The following is a 785-nucleotide window of genomic DNA, read 5'->3' as shown; positions in this document are numbered from 1 at the left end:
GAAGAGAATCTGATCACTAACGAATACGCTGGTGGTACGATTGGCAATACACTTCATAACTACTCGGTTCTTGCAGACGATCGTTCTACGCTGCTTGGTGTGATGAGCCAGGATATCAAAATCGGCAGCTACGGCTATCGTTACCTTTGTAATACATCGAGCCGCATGGATCTGAATTACCTGCAAGGTGTTGATGGTGCTATCGGTCGTTGTTTTGCTTTGATCACTGAAGACGGTGAACGTACTTTTGCGTTCAGCGAAGGTCAAATGAACCAGCTTCATCCAGACAGCATTCCTGAGAAAATTTTCAAAAATGCATCTGCTCTTGTACTGACTTCTTACTTAGTTCGTTGTAAAGAAGGCGATCCAATGCCTGAAGCAACAATGAAAGCCATTGAGTTTGCGAAGAAGAACGACGTTCCTGTTGTATTAACGCTAGGTACAAAGTTTGTTATTCAAGACGATCCTAAATACTGGCAAGACTTTATTCGTGAACACGTTTCTGTTGTCGCAATGAACGAAGACGAAGCAGAAGCGCTAACAGGCGAAACTGATCCGCTAGCCGCTTCTGATAAGACGCTAGAGTGGGCTGATATGGTGTTATGTACCGCAGGTCCTGTTGGTCTGTTTATGGCGGGTTACACTGAAGACAGTGCGAAGCGTGAAACCACGTTGCCATTACTTCCTGGCTCGATTGCTGAATTTAATCGTTACGAGTTCAGCCGTCCGGCTAAAAAAGATGCTTGTCAGAATCCAATTCAAGTTTATTCGCATATTTCTCCTTA

Annotated in this window: 1 protein-coding gene; it reads left to right on the top strand. The window is 44.3% G+C overall.

The genetic code is table 11. From position 1 onward, the window contains the following. On the top strand, positions 1–785 hold a 785-nt coding region (locus tag R7O13_RS26140), incomplete at both ends, for an inosine/guanosine kinase (protein ID WP_318305110.1).

This window comes from Vibrio sp. Y176, from assembly GCF_033438945.1.
The sequence above is the reverse complement of the archived record's forward strand: the minus strand, read 5'-3'. Positions and strand labels throughout refer to the sequence as shown.